The following is a 16,751-nucleotide window of genomic DNA, read 5'->3' on the forward strand; positions in this document are numbered from 1 at the left end:
CCTGACGCCGGGGCCGCCACGAATGACAGGCCGGCCACACGGGCCGGCCTGGCGGTGCGGATCGGTCCGCACCCTGATCGACGCCGGGCGGGTACCCGGCCCGAGCCGGTAACGATACGCCCATTGTTGAAATACTTCGCCTGTCAGGTATGGCAGGCTTCAATATCGGGCGTCTGTCCCCATCACGCTTTCTTCTTCCCCTTCAGCACGAACGCCGCCGCCGTACATCCGATCATCGCGATCCCGGCGATCAGGAACGTATCGCTGTACGCCATGAACAGCGCCTCGCGCATCACGCGTTGGTTGATGAGCCCGAGCGCGATCTCGTGCACGCCGGACACCGACCCGCCCGGCAGCACGTCCGCACGCGGCGCATGCACGCGCGCGAGCAGCCGCGCGAGCATCGCCATGCGCTCCTGGAACGCTTCGGAGAACGGCGTGACCGCCTCGCCGATACGCATCGCGTGCAGCTTCTGCCGCTCGACGACGATCTGGCTCATGACCGCGATGCCGATCGCGCCGCCGACGTTGCGGACCATGTTGAACACGCCCGACGCGGAGCCGAGCTGCGCCTTCTCGATGCCGTCGACGGCCATCACGGCCAGCGCGATCACGACGAACGACTGCCCGATCCCGCGCACGATCAGCGACGGCACGATCACGTTCGACGCAGCGTCGACGTCGAGGTGGATGTTCATCAGGCAGCCGGCCGTGACCAGCACGAAGCCGAGCACGATCGTCGTGCGCGGACTGGTGCGACGCATCAGCGGCGGCGTAAGGAACGACATCGCGAATTGCACGAGCCCGTACGGAATCATCGCGAGCCCGATGTCGCGCGCGCTGTAGCCGTGCAGTTCCGCGAAGTAGTTCGGCACGAGGAACACCACGCCGAACACGACCGCGCCGAACAGGAACTGCATCAGGCTCGCGATCCCGAAGTTGTAGCGGCCCAGCAGGCGCAGGTTGATGAACGGCTCCTTGCGCCGCAGCTCGATCGCGATGAAGGCGACGAGGCCCACCGCCGCGACGATCGACAGCTCCACGATCAGGTTCGACGCGAACCAGTCCTTGCGTCCGCCCTCCTCCAGCACGATCTGCAGCGCGCTCAGCCCGATCGCCATCGTCGCGATCCCGAACCAGTCGGCCCGCCTGAGCATCCCGAGCTGCACGGGCAACGGCTTGATCGCCCAGCCGATCGCCGCGACCAGCGCAATCGCCGGCGGAATCTGCAGGTAGAAGATCCAGCGCCACGAATACATGTCGGTCAGCCAGCCGCCGACCGAAGGCCCGGCCGCCTGCGCGACGTTGTTCGCGATCGCGAACAACGCCATCCCGAGCGGGTGCTTCGACGACGGCAATTCAGTGACGATCAGCTGGAACGACAGCGGAATCAGCACGCCGCCGAAAGCGCCCTGTAGCGCCCGCGCGACGATCATCGTCGAGATGCTCGGTGCGATCGAGCACGCGAGCGAGAACGCGAGAAACCCGGTCGCGCCAACCAGCAGCACGCGCCGCGCGGAAAACACCTGCACGAGCCAGCCGGTGAGCGGAATCACGACGATCTCGGCGACCAGGTACGCCGTGGTGATCCACGAGCCTTCCTCGAAGCTCGCGCCGAGCGAGCCGCGGATGTCGGGCAGCGACGCGTTGGTGACGTGCACGTTCATGCCGGCCATGAAGCAGCCGAACACGCCGCCGAGCACCGCGACCCACGCGCGCAGCGAAACGGTATCTTCGTGCGCAGCCTGCGCGGTCGTAGCGGTCACGAGCCGGCCCCCTGCGTGCCGCGCGTGTCGACGCGCGCGATCACCGACATCCCGGGCCGCAGCACGACACCGGCCGGCGGCGCATCGACACGGATCTTCACCGGGATGCGCTGCACGATCTTCGTGAAGTTGCCGGTCGCGTTGTCGGGCGGCAGCAGCGCGAACTGGGCGCCGGAGCCCGGCGCGAGGCCGATCACGCGGCCGTGCAGCGTGTGGCCGGCATAGGTGTCGACGGCGATCTCGACGGGCTGGCCGTCGTGCATCGCCCCCAGCTGCGTTTCCTTGAAGTTCGCGACGACGTACACGTCGCTCAGCGGCACCACCGCGAGCAGCGGCATCCCGACTTCGACGTACTGGCCCGCCCGCACCGCGCGCTGGCCGACACTGCCGTCGCGCGTCGCACGGATCACCGTATGGTCGAGATCGAGCTGCGCGAGCGCCAGCTTGGCCTGAGCGGCCGCGAGCCGCGCACGCGCCTGCGCGATCGCCGCCGTGCTCTGCTCGCGGCGGCGCTGCAGCACCGTCTGCTGATCGGTCTGCACGCGCACGGCCGCGCCCGCGCGGGCCAGCTCGGCGCGCGCCTTCAGCGCGTCCGCGTGAGCCTGCTCCCAACGCTGGCCGCTCGCAGCCGATTCGGCCAGCAGTTGCTTGTAGCGCGTCGCATCGGCGTCGCGCCGCACGGCTTCGGCGCGCGCGGCAGCCGCGTCGGCATCGGCCTGCGCGATCTGGCTGCGCTGCTGGCCAACCTGCGCGTCGAGCGTCGCGGCCGCTGCCTGCTCGGCCTGCAGCGTCGCATCGGCCGCCGCGACGGCGGCCTGCGCGTCGTCGACTTTCGCGCGATAGTCGCGATCGTCGAGCCGCACGAGCACGTCGCCGCGCTTCACCGGCTGGTTGTCGTCGACGACGACCTGCGCGACATAGCCCGATACGCGCGAACTGACGGTCACGACGTCGGCGCGGACATACGCGTCGTCGGTGCCCTCGATGAAGCGGCCGACCGTCCACCAGTGCCAGCCGAACACGGCGAGCGCGATGACGGCGAACACGACGCCCGCGGCAATCAGTTGGCGCCGGGAGAACCGGGCGGTTTTGGTTTTTTCGGGTACGGCAGTCGTGCTCATGATCGGAATGGTAAGTTGGCGTGCAAGAGAACGGACAGGTGCGCGGCGAACGCGGCGGCTACGGTTGCCAGCCGCCTCCGAGCGCCTTGAATACGGCGACCTGGTCGAGCGCGACCTGCTGCGTCGACTCGGCCAGCGCCGAATCGACCGCGACGAGGCTGCGCTGCGCATCGAGCACGCCGAGGAAATCGAGTGCGCCGGCCTCGTAGTTCAGCTCGGCGAGGCGATAGGCGCGCGCATGCTCGGCGCGCGCGGTTTCGAGCGCGGCGCGGCGGCGCCACGCGGCGCCGTACTGCGCGAGCGCCTGCTCGGTTTCCTTCAGCGCGCGAAGCACCTGCGCATCGAATTGCGCACGGGCGAGCGTGTCGTCGGCGCGCGCCTGCGCGAGTCGCGCCCGGCTCGCCGCCAGGTTCGGAAAGCGCCACGTGATCAGCGGCCCGACGCCCCATGCGATCGCGTACTTGTCGCCGAGCGTCGACGGATCGCTGCCGGTCGACAGCCAGTTCACCGAGCCGCCGAGCGAGATCGACGGATACAGCTCGGCCGTCGCCACGCCGATCCGCGCATTCGCGGCGGCCAGCTGGCGCTCGCTTTCGCGCAGGTCGGGGCGGCGTCGCAGCAGCGACGCACCATCGCCGACCGGGAACGGCCGCGCGAGCACCGGCGCCGTGCGGCAGTGCGCGGCGGCGTCGGGCAACGCACCGGGCGCACGCCCGGTCAGCACCGCGAGTTCATACAGCGCCGCGCGACGCGAGCCGACGAGCGCCGGCAGATCGGCGCGCGTGTCGTCGGCGAACGCGCGCGAACGCGCCACTTCGAGGTCGGACACGAGCCCGTGCGCGCGCTGCTTCGCCGTCAGCGCGGCCAGCCGGTCCGCGATCCCGACCGACTGCTGGGCCACGTCGATCCGCTCGCCGTACGCGCACACCTGCGCATACGCGGCCGTCGTCTCGGCGGCCACCACGACGCGCATCGCGTCGGACGCAGCCTGCACCGCATCGGCATCCGCGCGCGCGGCGTCGACCAGGTGGCGCACGCGGCCCCACAGATCGACCTCCCACGACAGCGAGAACGACGGCGCGTAACCCCAGCGCGTACGCGCATCGGTGCCCTTGGCCGCCGCCACGATCTGGTCGGGCGCGTGCTTGCCGTAGTCGACGCCGAACCCGGCAGTCGTCTCGGGCAGGCGCGCGGCGCCGGCCTCGTCGAACACGGCGCGCGCACGCTCGACCCGCGCGACAGACGCCGCGAGATCGCGGTTCTGCGCGAGCGCGTCGCGCACGAGACCGTCGAGCACAGGGTCGTCGTAGAGCCGCCACCAGCGCTCCGGCGGCTCGCCGGCCGCGGCGGCCGGCACGTCGGCCAGCGCGTCGAACGGGCCGGTGCGCGCCGCATCGGTCGCGGGCGGCCGGTACGGCTCGCCGACCGAACACGCGGCAAGCGCGGCCGACGCCAGCAGCATGGCCGCACAGGTGGCGCGTCGAGCGCGCGGCAGGCGCGCGCCGGAAGCGGAAGAAACGGACGAAGCGGACGGAATGGACGGAACGCGCATCGGGTGGCAAGAAAAGTCGAACAAACGATGGGTTCATGGTAATTTCGACCTGCGTGGTCGATCTCGCGCGTAAAGCGCATTCGTCGTCGAGAAAAGGACAATTCAGATCAATTGGAAAATTTCTTCATCGCACTCGAGCGCCAGGCGCGCGACAAGCAGATCGCCATCGTCGCGTCCGACTCGCCGGCCGGCATGTCGTACCCGCCGCATTCGCATCGCCAGGGCCAGCTGATCCACGCGATTTCCGGCGTGATGATCGTGCACGCGGACGCGGGCAGCTGGGTCGTGCCGACGGGCCGCGCGGTGTGGGTGCCGGGCGGCACGCAGCACGAGATCCGCTCGGCCGGCGACGTGCAGATGCGCACCGTGTTCGTCAGCCCCGAAGTGCGGCCGAGCCTGCCGCACGAATGCCGGGTGATCGAAGTCGGCACGCTGCTGCGCGAACTGATCGTGACGGCCTGCGACCTGCCCGCCGATTACGATCTGTCGCACCGCACGGGTCGCGTGCTCGCGCTGATCCTCGACGAGATCGAGATCGCGCCGCCGCTGTCGCTGCATGTGCCGATGCCGCGCCATCCCGCGCTCGTCGCGCTGTGCACGCGGCTCATCAACGAGCCGTCGTCGGTCGTCACGCTGCAGTCGTGGGCGCGCGATGCACACATGAACGAGCGCACGCTCGCGCGTGCATTCAAGCGCGAGACGGGCATGACGCACGGCGCGTGGTGCCGCCACGCGCGGCTGCTGCTGAGCCTGCCGCGCCTCGCCGCCGGCACGCCGATCCTCGAACTCGCGCTCGAACACGGCTACGACAGCCCCAGCGCGTTCGCGGCAATGTTCCGCAAGGCGCTCGGCGTCGCACCGAGCGACTACTTCCGGCGGCGCTGAATCGCGCACCGACTGTCCGTTTCGCGACGATCGAACGCTGATGCGCGCGCGCGACGTCTCGCGGGCGTCGCTACAGTAGCGGCATCGCCACACGGCCGGCCGGAGATTCCGCTACCCCGATGGATCTGATTCAAAGCATGCAGGCCTTCGTCACGCTCGCGGACGCGGGCACCTTCACCGAGACCGGCAAACGGCTCGGCATCACGACCGCGCACGTCAGCCGGCTCGTCGCATCGCTCGAGCATCGTCTCGGCATCCGGCTGCTGAACCGCACGACGCGTTCGATGTGCCTGACCGAAGCCGGCGAGCGCTATCTCGCCCGCGCCCGGGACATCACGCTTGCCGTCGACGCGAGCGAGCGCGAGGCGCGCGACGCGCGCGTGCATCCGCACGGCCGGCTGCGCGCGCACTGCAGCGCGAGCATCGCCAACCACTTCGTGATTCCGCTCATCGGACAATTCCAGGCGCGCTACCCGGACGTCAGCGTCGACCTGACGCTTGCGCCGCACCTGCCGAAGCTGGTGCGCGACAGCTACGACGTCGCGGTGATCGCGATGCCGAGCCTGCCGAGTTCCGAGCAGATCGCGATCGACGTCGGCCGGATCCGCAGCGTGCTGTGCGCATCGCCCGCGTATCTCGATGCGCACGGCATGCCCGAATCGCCAAGCGCGCTCGTTCAACACCGCTGCGTGCAGCTCGTCGCGCCCGCCTATCACGAGCGCATCTGGACGCTGTGGAACGGCGGGCAAGCGCAGACGATCGACGTCGATCCGTCGATGACGGCCGACGTCGCCGCGTCGCTGGCGATCGCGGTGCGCGAAGGGGCGGGGATCGGGTTGCTGCCGGATTTCGTCGCCGCGGCGGACCTGCGCTCGGGCGCGCTCGTGCACGTGCTGCCCGATTATCAGGCGGAGGAAATCGGCGTATTCCTGGTGTATGCGTCGCGCCAGCATCTCGACGCGAAGACGCGCGCATGGGTCGACTTCATGAAGGCCGCGCTGCGCGACGCATTCGCGCAGGTGCACGACGATGCGTGCGCGCAACCGGTGGGGAAACAGGGCCACGCACCGGGCAAGGCCGGCGCGTGGGCCGGCGCGGCCGCGTAGCGGCGCCGCGCCGGCGGTCGATGCACGATTACTGCGGCTTGAACAATGCACGCAGGTTCGTCATCGCCATGTCGAGGAAGCCGGTGACGAACGCGTCGAATTCCGGCTGGCGCTCGGCGCCGCCATGCGACGGTTCACCGGCGATGTCCCACGTCACCGTGCAGGCGTGATCGCCGCGCGGCTCGACGCGCATCAGCGCCCACAGATTGCCGATGTCGAACGACGTGTGGATCAGGCTCCACGTCATCACCATCGCGTCGTCGTCGTGGCTGTTGAGCTGCTCGACGACGACGTTGCCGTCCGCGAAACGCTTGATGCGCAGCGAGCGCACGCCTTCGCCGATCATGTCGGTATGGTCGAGCCCCGTGATGAAGCGCGAGAAGCCTGCGAAATCGCCGACCACGCGCCACGCGTCGCGGGCCGGCACGTCGAGTTCGGCCGAGCCGGACAGGATCGGCGTCTGCGGTGCATAGACGAGCGTGGACGGACGGGGTTGCGTTGCAGTACGTTGCAGCATGATGCCTCCTTGATGAATGATGCGATGACAGCGATTGATCAAACTGGGATACGTCTTCACCACGCGGGTTCGGGCTCGGCGTCGCGGCGTGCGTCGTTCGCGCGCGGCGCCGGTTCGGCAGGCGGCGGCATGAATCCGCATTCGGCGAGATAGCCGAAATGCGCTTCGAGCAGCCGCTCGTCCTTGTCCGGATACGCGACGCCGAGCCGGTGCAGCGCCGCCTCGGTGCGCGCGTGGTCGATCACGGCCATGTCGCCGATATCGTCCTGCCGGTCGTCGAGATAAAACGCGACGACGTCGAACAGCGCATTCGATTCGTCGATCGACAACAGCCGCTCACGCCACACCTCGGGCGCCTCGAAGCGCAGCGGATAGCCACGGCGCGCGAGGGCGTGCAGGTAGCCGGCCCAATCGAGCGGGCGCGGGTTGTGCAGATGGAACACGCGCTCGGTGCGGGCGGCGTCGAGCGTGCACGCGACGATCGCGCGCGCCAGGAAATCGACCGGGCTCAGGTCGAACAGGCCGCCCTCGCTCGCGAGCGGCGCGAAGCCGAGCTGCACCGCGCCCTTGAGCAACAGCAGGATCCGGTTGCGACCCGGCTGGCACAGCCCCGTGCGCGAATGGCCCGTGATGTTGCCGGGCCTCAGGATCGTCGTGTCGATCCCGCGCGCAGCCGCTTCGGCAACGAGATGCTCGGACACCCACTTCGTCAGGTTGTAGCCGTTGTTGACGAAAGCAGGGCCGGCCTCCGACGGAGCCGCCTCGATCAGGCGGCCCGTCGGGCCCGTCGCGCTCGCCGCGGATAGCGTCGATACGAAATGCAGCGCCTTGCGACGGCCGCTGCAGCACAGACGGAGCAGCTCGAGCGTCGAGCCGACGTTCTCCGCGTGCAGGTACGGATAGTCGTACACGTGGTTCACGTGTGCGCCGTTGTGATAAATGGCGCCGACCTCGGCCGCGAGCGTCTGCCACATCGCGTCCGACAACCCGAGGCGCGGGGCGCCGAGATCGCCGCGCAGCACCCGCACGCGCGGATGCCCGCACAGATGGCCGAGCCCGTTGACGAACGCCGCTTCGTCGAGCCGCCGGCGCGCGCTTGCGTCGTCGTCGCCGCGCACGACGCAATAGACGACCTGGTTCGTGCGGCTGATCAGCTCGCTGAGGATGAAGCTGCCCAGGAACCCGTTCGCACCGGTCAGCAACACCGCGCCCGGGCCGTCGCCGGCCGGCTGGCCGGCCGGCAGCCGCACGTCGTCGGGCAGGCGGCGATCGTCGTGCACGCGCGCCGGCACGTTCGCGCCGCGCTCGACCGTCTCGTCGGTGAGCAGCCCCGCGAGCGCGGCGACCGTCGGCCGTTCCATGAAACGCGCGAGTGCCGCGTTGCCGCCCAGCTCACGCTTCACCGCCAGCATCAGCCGCGACACCAGCAGCGAATGGCCGCCGAGTTCGAAGAACGATGCATCGCGGCCGATCTCTTCCGGCGCGAGTTCGAGCAGCGTCGACCACATTTCGGCGAGACGCGTCTCGAGCGGGCCGCGCGGCGCATCGCGCGTGTCGCTCCCCGCACGCGACACCGGCAGGCGCGCCAGCGCGGCCCGGTCGATCTTGCCGTTCGGCGTCGCAGGCAGCACGTCGAGCGCCGTCACGTCGTACGGCACCATGTAGTCGGGCAGCGCGGCGGCCAGCGCGGCGCGCAGCGCGTCGGGCGTCGCCGCCGCGTCGACCGGCTTCGCGGCAAACAGCCGGATACGCTTGCGCTCGTCGGGCACCACCGCGCACTGGCGGTACAGCCCCGCCGCCAGCGCGGCCGTCTCGATCTCGCCCGGTTCGACGCGAAAGCCGCGGATCTTCAGTTGCGCGTCGCGGCGGCCCACGTAGCGCAGCGTGCCGTCCGGCTCCCAACTGGCGATGTCGCCCGTCCGGTACATCGTCGCGCCCGGCGTGCCGTACGGATCGGCGACGAAGCGCTCCGCGCTCAGGTCGGGCCTGCCGAGGTAGCCGAGCCCGACGCCCGCGCCGGCGATGCACAGCTCGCCTTCCTCGCCGGTGAGCGCCGGACGGCCGTCGGCCGCGAGCACATGGCAGCGCGCGTTCGCAATCGGCCGGCCGATGCGCCGGTTGCTGTCGCCGGCGCGCAGTTCGCTCGTCGTCGCGAGCACCGTGCATTCGGTCGGCCCGTAGATGTTGTGCAGTCGCCGGTTCGCGCTCCAGCGCGCGATCGTGTCTGGGTCGCACACGTCGCCGCCCGTCACGAGATGGGCGAGCGCGGGCCAGTCGCAGTCCGGCAGCGCCGCGAGCAGCGCGGGCGGCAGGAACGCGTGCGTGATACGCGCGTCGGCGACGAGCGCCGCGAGCGCATCGAGTTCGCGGCGCTGCACCTCGGTCGGTGCGACCAGCGTCGCGCCGGCGAGCCAGGTCGGAAACATGTCGAGCAGCGATGCATCGAACGCGACCGTCGAGAACTGCAGCACGCGCGACGACGCATCGAGCGACACGTGCGCGCGATACCAGTGACAGAACTGCACGAGGTTCCGGTGCGACAGCATCACGCCCTTCGGCACGCCGGTCGAGCCCGACGTGTAGATCGCGATCGCGCAGCGCGCATCGCGGCCGGCATCGCGTTCGAGCGGCCACGCGGCGGCCTGCGCATCGGTTGCAGCGTCGGTTTCCGCGTGGGTGCCGCAGTCGATCACGTCGAGGTCGAATCCGTCGAGCAGCGCCGGATCGACCGCGCCGCCGACGACGAGCGCCTGCGCACCGGATTCGCGCAGGATCGTGCGGGCACGCTCGGGCGGAAACGCGGGATCGAGCGGCACGCAGGTTGCACCGGCGCCCAGCACGCCGAGGATCGCCGGATACAGCGCGACGCCCTTGTCGAGCCTGACGGCAACCACGCGCGGCACGGCAGGCCGTGCGGCGATGCGCGCGGCGACGTCGCGAGCGCGTGCGACGAGCTCGCGATAGGTCAACTGGCCGTCGGCCGCGACGAGCGCGCAGGCGTCGGGCGACCCGGCCGCCGCGCGCGACACGAGTTCCGGTAGCGACGGTTCGCACGGCCACGCAGCAGCCGTGTCGTTGGATGCGTGCCAGCCGGCCAGCCGCTCGAGATCGAGCGCGATGTCGGCCGGCCCGGGCGGCGTTGCGCGCGGCGCGTCGTGCGGATCGCCCAGCTCGCGCGCGAGCCCGCTCGCGACTTCGAGCATCAGGTCGACCGCGCACGCGGCGATCTCGTCCGCGAGATCGGCGCCGTTGAGCGCCTCGCCGAACGCGAGCGTCATGTCGGCCAGCACGCGTGTGTCGCCCGGCGCCGCTTCCGTCAGCCACGCGACGCGGACCTCGCGCGGCGGAAACGCATCGGCGACGATCTCGCAATGCAGCGGCCGCGCCTGTGCGCAATGCACGGCAGGGTCCGGCGCACCGCAGACGATCGACCACTCGGCCGCGTTGCGCAACGTGTCAGGTGCCGGCGCCGGCAACAGCAGCGCATCGGCCGCGTCGCGCAACGGACCGTCACGTCCGTCGGCGATATGGACGGTATGGCCGGTCGCCTCGAGTTCGGCCGCCAGCCGCGCGGCGAGACGGGTCTGGCCGCCGATCGCAAAGATGATCGCTTTCATCGACTTGACTCACAGGTAGTCGGACAGGGCCGCGCGGGTCGGCGCGTGATCGAGCAGGCCGCTCATCCGGAAGAACTGCCGGATGTTCACGATCATCGGATGCTGGCTCGTGATCGGATACGCGCCGACCATGTCGTCCGCGATCCGTGCGCGTTCGGCGGCCGGGAGATCGAGCGCGTCGATCAGGCGGCGATCGAACTGCAGTTGCAGATCCGCGCTCAGGTATTCGCGCAGGAAGCACGGCAGCCCTTCGCCGAGCGCGAGCCGCGCGGGTTCATCGATCTCCGACCAGTACAGCTTCACGAGACTGATCCAGAACGCCGAGTGACGGCCTTCGTCCGCGAGGTGATCGGCCATCACGCCCTTCACCGAGCGCTTCAGCGTCGCGTCGCGCGAAAACGCCGCGACTTCCGCCGTGACCGTGTTCTCCGAGATCGCAACGCACAACAGCTCCATGCCGTCGCGGTACTGCGCACCGACCCGCTCGACCGCGCGCGGAATCGCACGCGACAGCTCGATCTCGCTGTTCGGCGGCAGCGGCGCGATGCCGGTGGCGTCCTCGACCTGCCGCAGGTAGTCCATCGCGACGTACGCGTGGTAATCCTCGTCGATCACGACGGTCATCGCGTCCTGCCGGCACGCGAACGGAAACGGGTGCGCGAAGCGGCCGCGCGCGATCCGCAACGCGGTGGCGTTGACGATCTCCGTCTCGAAGATGATCACGTCCTGGATGTACTTGTAGAAGCTCTGCAGCAGCACGAAGTCGCGTACCGCATCGCCCGCGTCGACGATCGCCGGGTGCGCGCACAACGGCTGGCGTTCGAGCGGGTAGTAGCGTAGTTCGTCGTCCTCGACGATCCGTCGCGGGCGCGATCGTACGGTCGCGCGCGCCTCCCAGCGATCGACGTGGCTCACGTATGTCACGGCGGTGGTCATCGCGTGCCCTCCGGGGAACCGTAGTAATGGATTTCGAGCAACAGGCAGCCCGCGTCGCTGCGGAACGGGCCATGCGGCGTGCCGGCCGGACGCACGAAGTAGCTGCCTTCGCGATAGGTCGCGCGATACTCGCGCGTCGCAACATCGATCAGGCTCTGGTCGCCGTCGATCAGGTGCACTTCCTCGTGGTAGTCGTGCAGGAACGGCACGCGCGTGCCCGCACCCGGATCGAACCGGACGATCCGCGTCCGGATGCCGCGCTTCGCGTGCTCGTCCAGCGTATCGACGAGCACGACCTGGTCGATGCCGTCGTCGAAGGCCGCCGGGTGCTCCCAATCGAGCGCGGCGAAATCGACGATGCGCTCGGACAGCCCGCGCGCGTTCATGCCGGCACCACGTTGCGGGTCTGGCCGAGATGCGCGAGCAGCCCGTCCCACAGGCGCATCCGCTCGTCGATCGCATCGAGCCCGGCCTGCAGCGCTTCCTCGAGCTTCGCCGCGTCGCCGTCGGCCGCCTCGCGGATCATCGCGCGCGCCGCCGGGCCGTGCTCGCCCGAATCCACTTCGATATGGCGGTCGAGGTAATACACGAGCAGCGGAATCGACGAGCGCTCGATCTTCCATTCGTCGAGCAGCGTGCGGAACATGTCGGGAATCACGTTCTCGCGGCCGTAGAAGAAATTGCCCAGCACCTGGTGCGTGGCGCCCGACGTGCATGCGACCATCGTCGCCTCGACGAAGCGGATCACCGGCTCCGGTGCATCGACGGCCTTCAGCGCGGCCGACACCGAGAAGCCCGAGCGCACCAGCGACACCATTTCCTCGATGCGCGACGTCGACGCACCGACATCGCGCATCGCGTGCAGGTACAGGTCGTAGTGGCTCATGTGGCCGTTCGGCGTTTCGTCCGATTCCTCGCCGAGCACGATCTCGTTGATGAGGCGCGACGCGTTCGCGTTACGCGGTGCGACCCACGGCACCGCGACAGTCGTCAGGTCCAGTTGCAGCCGCTTCACGAGCGACATGAAATCCCACACGGCGAACACGTGCCATTCCATGAACACGCGCAGTTCGTCGATGGTGCGGATCGATCCGAACACAGGATGATGCGCGAGCCGCTCGTGCTGCTCGCCGATTTTTCGCTCCAGCCCTTCCAGTTGATTCACGGCACTCTCCTTGTGATGTGCGCTCGCCCCGGCCAACCGCGCCGGCCTCCGTCGCCGGAAACCGTTTCCGGCGAATTGCCCGCATGCCGTATTCGGCCCGCGCAGCAATTTCAGGCACCGATGCTAAATAAGCTCACAATTTGTCGCCTATTCAAAACGGACATTCTCATATTCTTTCCAGACCAGACCGCGCGCACACCCACCAAAGCCTTTACCAGAAAGGATTTCAAGAATTACCAAAAAAGCCGCATGGAATTGACAGCCTCAAATCCAGCTGTCTAGGATAAGAATTGCGATTCATCGAAAATTGAATGCACGATGCGAATAAGTATTTTTTGTTAAACAAATACGCGCATCCAATTCATCCACCGGAATAAGGTTTCCAGGAGAACGACGTGACCCATTCGACGCATCAATTGCCGCTGTCCGCGCCGCAGCGCGATTTCTGGGAGGCCGCGCTCGCGTATCCCGTCCCGTCGACGCATATCTATGCGGCCGAGTATGTGGAAATTCGCGGCGTGCTCGACACCGGCGCGTTCGAACGCGCGCTGCGGCAGGTGATCCGCGAGGCGCAGACACTGCACACGACGCGCATCGTCCTGCAGGGCGACACGCCCGTGCGCGTGCTCGACGCCGCGATCGCCGACGACTGGACGCTCGAATACGTCGACCTCGCCGGCACGGCCGATGCGCACGACGTTGCGCTCGCCGACATGCGCAAGCACTGCACCGGCGCGATCGACCTCGCACGCGGGCCGTTCTTCCGCCATACGCTGTACCGCGTCGCGCCCGAACGCTACTACTGGTTCGAGAGCTACGCGCATATCCTCGTCGACGGCTACGCGGCCAGCCTGATCGTCACACGCACCGCCGAGCTGTACAGCGCGTTCGTGAAGGGTGTCACGGCGCCGCCCGCGCGCTTCGCATCGCTCGCCGAGCTGCAGCTGGACGAAGACGCGTATCGTGCGTCCGAACAATTCGCACACGACCGCCGCTACTGGCTCGAGCGCTTCGCGGACCAGCCGCGCACGGTCACGCTCGCCGGCCCCGCGCTGTCCCCCGAGCGCGGCGACGGGCCCGACCTGCGCGAGACGCGCATCGCAACCCTCATCGAGAGCGCGCGCATCGATGACGTCGCCAAGCGACTCTTCACGTCGACAGTGCCGCGGCTCGTCACCGCGCTGAGCGCCGCGTACCTGTACCTGAACACCGGCGCGCACGACATCGTGCTGTCGGTCGCCGCGATGGCGCGCACGTCGGCGCGCGAGCGCCGCACGCCGGGCCAGTGCGCGAACATGCTGCCGCTGCGCCTGCACGTCGAGCCGGGCCATACGCTCGACGATCTGTGCCACCAGGCGAACCGCGAGATGACCGCGCTGCGCCAGCATCAACGCTACCGGATGGGCGACCTGCACCGCGAGCTGACGTCGCTCGACAACGGTCAGGGCGTATTCGGTCCCGAGATCAACATCATGGCGTTCGACTACGACCTGCGCTTCGGCGACTGCCCGGCGACGTCGCACAACCTCTCCGTCGGCACCACCGACGACCTGATGGTGAACCTGACCGACCGCCGCAACGGCGAGCCGATGCGTTTCGACTTCGACGCGAGCCCGCAGTACTACAGCCGCAACGCGCTGAACACCCACGTCGAACAGTTCCTGACTTTCATGCGCGTCGCGCTCGACGAACCGTTCGCGACGCTCGGCACGCTCGAAAGCCGGCTCGACTTTCAATCGGTGGCGCTCTCCGGCTGAACGTCACCTGCATCGCCCTGTTGCCCAGCCCAACCGAATCACTATGGAGTCCTTTCATGTCCTACTCTGAATCGCGCTTCTGGCATCCCCGGCAACATCCCCTCGCCGCATCGCGCCCGCCGGTGCGCATCACGCGCGGCGAAGGCTGCTACCTGTATGACGACACGGGCCGGCCGTACCTCGACGCAGTCGCGTCGCTGTTCAACGTGTACGTCGGCCACGGCCGGCCGGAGATCAAGGAAGCGATCGTCCGCCAGCTCGACGAGCTCGAATATCATCCGGTCTTCGCCGGATTCAGCCATCCGCGCGCGGAAGAGCTGTCGGCACGCCTCGTCGGCATGCTGCAGCCCGAGGACATGAGCCGCGTGATCTTCGGCTCCGGCGGCTCGGACGCCGTCGAGGCCGCGCTGATGATCGCGCGCCAGTACTGGAAGGTATCCGGACAGCCCGAGCGCACCAAGTTCATCGCGCTGCGCCAGGCCTATCACGGCTCGCACTTCGGCGGCAGCTCCGTCACCGGCAACACCGTCTACCGGCGCAACTACGAACCGACGCTCGCCGGCTGCTTCCACGTCGAGACGCCGTGGATCTATCGCAACCCGTTCACGCACGATCCCGAGGAGCTCGGCCGGCTGTGCGCGTCGCTCGTCGAGCGCGAGATCCTGTTTCAAGGGCCTGACACCGTGGCCGCCTTCATCGCGGAACCCGTGCAGGCGACGGGCGGCATCATCGTGCCGCCCGCGAACTACTGGCCGCTCGTGCGCGAGGTGTGCGACCGCCACGGCGTGCTGCTGATCGCCGACGAGGTCGTGACGGGCTTCGGCCGGACCGGCGCGGCATTCGGCAGCCGCGGCTGGGGCGTCGCGCCGGACATCATGTGCCTGGCGAAAGGCGTGTCGTCCGGTTACCTGCCGCTCGGCGCGACCGTCGTCAACCGCCGGATCGAGAACGCGTTCGCGTCCAACCCGGGCGGCATCGGCACGCTGATGCACGGCTACACCTACTCGGGCCACCCGATCGTCTGCGCGGCCGCGCTCGCGAACCTGCAGATCATCGTCGACGAAGATCTCGCCGGCAACGCGGCGCGCGAAGGCGCGTACCTGCTCGAGCGGCTGCAGCCGCTCGTCGACCGCTATCCGGCCGTCGGCGACGTACGCGGCAAGGGCCTGCTGGTCGGCATCGACCTCGTCAAGGACAAGGCGACGCGCGAATCGATCGATCCGTCGGACGGCTATGCGGCCGCCCTCGCCGACGCGACGCGCGATGCGGGCGTGCTGATCCGCTCGCTCGGCAACCGCCTCGCGATCGCGCCGCCGCTCGTGATCGGTCGCGAGGACGTCGACCGGATCGTGCACGCGGTCCAGCATGCGTTCGAAGTCGTGCCGCGCCCGGCCGCGCGCTGAACGCGGTTGCGGCGGCGGCGTTCAGCGCGCCGCCGCTTCGGCCACCGCGAGGTACTGACTCGGCGTGACGCCGAACGCGCGCTTGAAGGTGGCCGCATACGTGGTCGGGCTGCGATAGCCGACCTGGTGCGCGGCCTGCGTGACGGGCATGCCGCTTGCCAGCAACGCGAGCGACATCGACAGCCGCAATTGCTGGCGCCAGGCAGCGACGCTCATGCCGGTCTCGCTGCGGAACAGGCGCGCCAGGTGGCGCGCGCTCAGCGCGGCGTCGCGTGCGAGCGTGTCGAGCGGCAACTCGCAGTGCGGCTCGCGCTGCAACCGCTCGCAGAGCTTCAGCAGGCGCCGGTCGCGCGGTAGCGGCAGCGTGAGCGGCGTCTGCGCGAGCTCGTGCAGTTCGTCGGCGAACAGGCGCGCCAGCGGGTCGTGGTCGAGGCTGCTGTCGAGCGGATACGACACGCGCGTGGCGAGCTCGCGCAGCAGCGGCGACACGGTCAACGCGCACAGCACGTCCGGCAGCCGCGCGCTGAGCGCGTCGCCGAGATAGAGCGAGCAGAGCTGCACGTCGTCGGCCACGCGCATCGCATGGACGGTGCGCGCCGGAATCCAGATCGCGCGCAGCGGCGGCGTGATCCAGCGCTGGCCTTCGACGTCGAGTACTAATACGCCGCGCGTCGTAAACAATAGTTGCCCGGCCTGATGCGCGTGCGGTGCATACTCGTGAGCAAGCGCGCGGTCGGGGGCCGACGCGCCGGGCGGTTCGATCGCACGGATCCCGCCGAAGGCGAACGCGCGCGCACCGGCGCGTGCGAGGAAAGGCACGTCTTGAACGCTGGTCATGGTCGATCGTCCTGATACGAAACCAGAGGGGTACCGCAACACTTGAAACGACGGAGTCAGGCATCCGTACGAAAAGGCACCTGACGCGA

The 16,751-nt window shown here is 69.1% G+C and carries 13 protein-coding genes; 4 read left to right on the forward strand and 9 right to left on the reverse strand.

Annotated elements, in window-relative coordinates; all coding sequences use genetic code 11:
* Nucleotides 1-182: 182 nt before the first annotated feature.
* From BDI24065_RS02370 to BDI24065_RS02380, 3 genes are read right to left on the reverse strand one after another with little or no spacing between them, the layout of a single operon-like run.
* Entirely contained in the window at nt 183-1,766 is a 1,584-nt protein-coding gene (locus BDI24065_RS02370) for a DHA2 family efflux MFS transporter permease subunit (protein WP_175029846.1), read from the reverse strand.
* On the reverse strand, nt 1,763-2,887 hold the full coding sequence (locus BDI24065_RS02375; RefSeq protein ID WP_175029847.1) for an HlyD family secretion protein: 1,125 nt from the start codon (nt 2,885-2,887) through the stop codon (nt 1,763-1,765). The genes BDI24065_RS02370 and BDI24065_RS02375 overlap by 4 nt, the downstream gene beginning before the upstream one ends.
* Before the next feature lie 58 nt (nt 2,888-2,945).
* On the reverse strand, nt 2,946-4,349 hold the full coding sequence (locus BDI24065_RS02380) for an efflux transporter outer membrane subunit (RefSeq protein ID WP_254609661.1): 1,404 nt from the start codon (nt 4,347-4,349) through the stop codon (nt 2,946-2,948).
* 201 nt (nt 4,350-4,550) lie between these two features.
* On the opposite strand from BDI24065_RS02380, the gene BDI24065_RS02385 reads away from it, so the two are divergent.
* Nucleotides 4,551-5,324, forward strand: a complete 774-nt coding sequence (locus BDI24065_RS02385) for an AraC family transcriptional regulator (protein ID WP_175029849.1) — start codon at nt 4,551-4,553, stop codon at nt 5,322-5,324.
* 119 nt (nt 5,325-5,443) lie between these two features.
* Nucleotides 5,444-6,430 carry a LysR family transcriptional regulator gene (locus BDI24065_RS02390; protein WP_175029850.1) on the forward strand — a complete coding sequence of 329 codons (987 nt, stop codon included), beginning with the start codon at nt 5,444-5,446 and terminating at the stop codon, nt 6,428-6,430.
* A 28-nt stretch (nt 6,431-6,458) separates the two neighbouring features.
* Here BDI24065_RS02390 and BDI24065_RS02395 read toward each other — a convergent pair whose 3' ends face one another.
* Genes BDI24065_RS02395 through BDI24065_RS02415 form a run of 5 tightly spaced genes read right to left on the reverse strand, consistent with a single transcriptional unit; the run spans nt 6,459 to nt 12,665 of the window.
* Nucleotides 6,459-6,947 carry an SRPBCC family protein gene (locus tag BDI24065_RS02395; RefSeq protein ID WP_175029851.1) on the reverse strand — a complete coding sequence of 163 codons (489 nt, stop codon included), beginning with the start codon at nt 6,945-6,947 and terminating at the stop codon, nt 6,459-6,461.
* Between the two features lie 56 nt (nt 6,948-7,003).
* Complete coding sequence (locus tag BDI24065_RS02400; RefSeq protein ID WP_175029852.1) at nt 7,004-10,564, reverse strand: amino acid adenylation domain-containing protein; 3,561 nt, start codon at nt 10,562-10,564, stop codon at nt 7,004-7,006.
* A 9-nt stretch (nt 10,565-10,573) separates the two neighbouring features.
* Nucleotides 10,574-11,500, reverse strand: coding sequence for a diiron oxygenase (locus tag BDI24065_RS02405; RefSeq protein ID WP_175029853.1), 927 nt, complete (start codon nt 11,498-11,500; stop codon nt 10,574-10,576).
* On the reverse strand, nt 11,497-11,886 hold the full coding sequence (locus tag BDI24065_RS02410; protein ID WP_175029854.1) for a cupin: 390 nt from the start codon (nt 11,884-11,886) through the stop codon (nt 11,497-11,499). Before BDI24065_RS02410 ends, BDI24065_RS02405 begins: the two co-directional genes overlap by 4 nt.
* On the reverse strand, nt 11,883-12,665 hold the full coding sequence (locus tag BDI24065_RS02415) for a DUF3050 domain-containing protein (RefSeq protein ID WP_175029855.1): 783 nt from the start codon (nt 12,663-12,665) through the stop codon (nt 11,883-11,885). The genes BDI24065_RS02410 and BDI24065_RS02415 overlap by 4 nt, the downstream gene beginning before the upstream one ends.
* 395 nt (nt 12,666-13,060) lie before the next feature.
* Here BDI24065_RS02415 and BDI24065_RS02420 point away from each other — a divergent pair, with 395 nt between their 5' ends.
* Nucleotides 13,061-14,422 carry a condensation domain-containing protein gene (locus BDI24065_RS02420; RefSeq protein ID WP_175029856.1) on the forward strand — a complete coding sequence of 454 codons (1,362 nt, stop codon included), beginning with the start codon at nt 13,061-13,063 and terminating at the stop codon, nt 14,420-14,422.
* Between the two features lie 56 nt (nt 14,423-14,478).
* Entirely contained in the window at nt 14,479-15,825 is a 1,347-nt protein-coding gene (locus BDI24065_RS02425; RefSeq protein ID WP_175029857.1) for an aspartate aminotransferase family protein, read from the forward strand.
* A 21-nt stretch (nt 15,826-15,846) separates the two neighbouring features.
* Here BDI24065_RS02425 and BDI24065_RS02430 read toward each other — a convergent pair whose 3' ends face one another.
* Nucleotides 15,847-16,662 carry a helix-turn-helix domain-containing protein gene (locus tag BDI24065_RS02430; protein ID WP_175029858.1) on the reverse strand — a complete coding sequence of 272 codons (816 nt, stop codon included), beginning with the start codon at nt 16,660-16,662 and terminating at the stop codon, nt 15,847-15,849.
* Nucleotides 16,663-16,751: the final 89 nt, after the last annotated feature.

This window comes from Burkholderia lata, from assembly GCF_902499025.1.
In the GTDB taxonomy this organism is placed as follows: Bacteria; Pseudomonadota; Gammaproteobacteria; order Burkholderiales; family Burkholderiaceae; genus Burkholderia; species Burkholderia lata_C.

What these genes read in the sequence shown, in the direction of transcription:
- BDI24065_RS02375 (WP_175029847.1), bottom strand. Translation starts at nt 2,887, where the DNA reads ATGAGCACGACTGCCGTACCCGAAAAAACCAAAACCGCCCGGTTCTCC.
- BDI24065_RS02380 (WP_254609661.1), bottom strand. Translation starts at nt 4,349, where the DNA reads ATGCTGCTGGCGTCGGCCGCGCTTGCCGCGTGTTCGGTCGGCGAGCCG.
- BDI24065_RS02390 (WP_175029850.1), top strand. Translation starts at nt 5,444, where the DNA reads ATGGATCTGATTCAAAGCATGCAGGCCTTCGTCACGCTCGCGGACGCG.
- BDI24065_RS02395 (WP_175029851.1), bottom strand. Translation starts at nt 6,947, where the DNA reads ATGCTGCAACGTACTGCAACGCAACCCCGTCCGTCCACGCTCGTCTAT.
- BDI24065_RS02400 (WP_175029852.1), bottom strand. Translation starts at nt 10,564, where the DNA reads ATGAAAGCGATCATCTTTGCGATCGGCGGCCAGACCCGTCTCGCCGCG.
- BDI24065_RS02405 (WP_175029853.1), bottom strand. Translation starts at nt 11,500, where the DNA reads ATGACCACCGCCGTGACATACGTGAGCCACGTCGATCGCTGGGAGGCG.
- BDI24065_RS02410 (WP_175029854.1), bottom strand. Translation starts at nt 11,886, where the DNA reads ATGAACGCGCGCGGGCTGTCCGAGCGCATCGTCGATTTCGCCGCGCTC.
- BDI24065_RS02425 (WP_175029857.1), top strand. Translation starts at nt 14,479, where the DNA reads ATGTCCTACTCTGAATCGCGCTTCTGGCATCCCCGGCAACATCCCCTC.
- BDI24065_RS02430 (WP_175029858.1), bottom strand. Translation starts at nt 16,662, where the DNA reads ATGACCAGCGTTCAAGACGTGCCTTTCCTCGCACGCGCCGGTGCGCGC.